The 2,566-nt window shown below is 51.6% G+C and carries 3 protein-coding genes; 2 read left to right on the forward strand and 1 reads right to left on the reverse strand.

What is annotated here, in order from left to right; translation table 11 throughout:
* Nucleotides 1–121: 121 nt before the first annotated feature.
* On the reverse strand, nt 122–682 hold the full coding sequence (locus AC6F7T_RS11915) for a cupin domain-containing protein (RefSeq protein ID WP_500719133.1): 561 nt from the start codon (nt 680–682) through the stop codon (nt 122–124).
* 452 nt (nt 683–1,134) lie between these two features.
* Between AC6F7T_RS11915 and groES the strand changes: the two genes are divergently transcribed.
* Both groES and groL read left to right on the forward strand, forming a co-directional pair.
* A complete protein-coding gene (gene groES / locus AC6F7T_RS11920) occupies nt 1,135–1,425 on the forward strand; it encodes a co-chaperone GroES (protein WP_500719135.1) in 291 nt (96 codons plus the stop codon).
* A gap of 74 nt (nt 1,426–1,499) precedes the next feature.
* On the forward strand, nt 1,500–2,566 hold a 1,067-nt coding region (gene groL / locus AC6F7T_RS11925), incomplete at its 3' end, for a chaperonin GroEL (protein ID WP_500719137.1).

Genomic DNA, 2,566 nt, shown 5'->3' on the forward strand with positions numbered 1-2,566 from the left:
CACAATCTTTTTTTAGCCACCAAGGCTCCAAGAACACCAAGAGAAACAAGATAAAGCTTTTGATTGCAAACCCTAATTTTTTGCTCTTCTTGGTGACCTTGGTGTCTTGGTGGCTATTTGCTTAACGGGTTACAACGGCGAGAACCTGTACCGTTTCGCCATCCTTGGCCAGCAGTCGGTGTTTGACGGTGGAATCGAAATAAACCGCATCCCCTTCTTCGAGGGAAAAGCGTTCGTCGTTGAGAATAATTTCAGCACTGCCCTTCAAGATCAGCAAAAACTCTTCTCCCTCGTGATTATAGAGGGTCTCCTCCTGGGCCCGTTCGGTGACGGTGAGGACAAATGGCTCCATCTTTTTGTTGCGTTTGCGGTACGAGAGGGTCTCGTAGGTGTAGCCGTGGCTGGTGCCGTCCTTGGAAATGACGCGACTGACGATGCGGCGATCACTGCGGCGGACGATCTCGTAGCGGTTGGTCTCTTCCCCCTCCTCAAAGAAATGGCTCATCTTGATATCGAAAAAGCGCGCGATCTTCGATAGGGTGGCGATGGGGGGGGAGACGTTGTTGTTCTCAATCTGCGAAATCAGCGCCGGCGAGAACCCGGTTTCGTTGGCGACATCCTGCAGGGTCAACTTGCGCTGTTTGCGCAGGGTTTTGATTTTCTGGCCGATGTTAAAGTCCATGTGGGTCCTTACTGTTGAGGCAATATAAAGCTGTTTTGCTCCCGTTTCGTATAGCGAACATGGTCAAAAATGTCAACCTGAATAACTTTACTCACAGTAAAACTCGCTGGAGAAAAAACCCTCTTATGATGCTGGAAATTTGTCGGTTTGTCACCACATTTTGGCGGTTTGCGACTGTTTATGGCAACTTGCGGTGCGGGTTGGGGGCCGGGTTTGATTTCACTCTGGCTTAAAGGGGTTCTCGCTCCGGGGGATTTCTCCGAGGGTTGTTGTTTTTTTGCTTGACAATCGCGGAAGGCAGATTATTATTACCCGTTGTTAGCACTCGATTGGGTTGAGTGCTAACAGGCAGAAGGAAGGAGGCAGGCTCATCATCATGCCTGATTCCGGATTCGTTGACAACTGTTGCGGAACTTTTCCGCGGATTGAAGCTTGAAAGGAGAATACAGAACATGAACATCAGACCCATGCAGGATCGTATCATCGTCGAGCGTATTGAAGAAGAAACCAAAACAGCAGGGGGCATCATCATTCCCGACACGGTTTCCAAGGAAAAACCCCAGGAAGGAAAAGTCGTTGCCGCCGGTAAGGGCAAAGTGACCCCCGAAGGCAAGGTGCTTCCCCTTGATGTTAAAGTTGGTGACCGGGTGTTGTTCGGCAAGTATGCCGGCAGCGAGATCAAGGTCGATGGCAAGGAATACCTGATCATGCGCGAGGACGATATCCTCGGCGTTCTTGCCTAGCAGGGGGTTCCCCCGCAGCGATGACGTACGATCTGTCAATTATTACTATTTGTAAACGGAGGATATAATTTATTATGGCTAAACAACTTATTTTTTCACAGGAAGCTCGTGCCAAGATTCTTGACGGTGTTGCCATTCTGGCTGACGCGGTTAAGGTAACCCTCGGTCCCAAGGGGCGTAACGTCGTTATCGACAAGTCCTACGGTGCTCCCTTGATCACCAAGGACGGTGTAACCGTGGCCAAGGAGATCGAACTCGAAGACAAGTTTGAAAATATGGGCGCCCAGCTGGTCAAGGAAGTTGCTTCCAAGACCTCTGACATCGCCGGTGACGGAACCACCACTGCAACCGTGCTGGCCCAGGCGATCTATCAGGAAGGCGTCAAGCTGGTGACCGCCGGTCATAACCCGATGGAGCTCAAGCGCGGCATCGACAAGGCGGTTGCTACTGCGGTTGAGGAACTGACAAAGATCTCCAAGCCGGTCAAAGACCACAAGGAGATTGCCCAGGTTGGTACCATCTCCGCCAACAGCGACGAAACCATCGGCAACATCCTTGCCGAAGCCATGGAAAAAGTCGGCAAGGAAGGCGTAATCACCGTTGAAGAAGCCAAATCGATGGAAACCTCGCTGGAGACCGTTGAAGGGATGCAGTTCGACCGTGGTTATCTTTCCCCTTACTTTGTTTCCGATGCCGAGCGCATGGAAGCGGCCCTTGATGATCCATTGATTCTGATCCATGACAAGAAAATCAGCAACATGAAGGATCTGCTGCCGGTCCTTGAGCCGGTCGCCAAGCAAGGCCGTCCGCTGTTGATCATTTCGGAAGATGTCGATGGCGAAGCGCTGGCCACCCTGGTGGTGAACAAGCTGCGTGGCACCATCAACGTTTGTGCCGTAAAAGCTCCCGGCTTTGGTGACCGTCGTAAAGCGATGCTCGAAGATATCGCCGTGCTGACTGGTGGCCAGGTGATTTCTGAAGAAGTCGGCTTCAAACTCGAAAACGCTACCATCGACATGCTCGGAACCGCAAAGCGCATTGTTGTCGACAAGGACAACACCACCATCATCGATGGTGCCGGTGACGAAGTATCCATTCAGGGTCGCGTCAAGGTTATTCGTGGCCAGATTGAAGAGACCAG

This window comes from Pelovirga sp., from assembly GCF_059864205.1.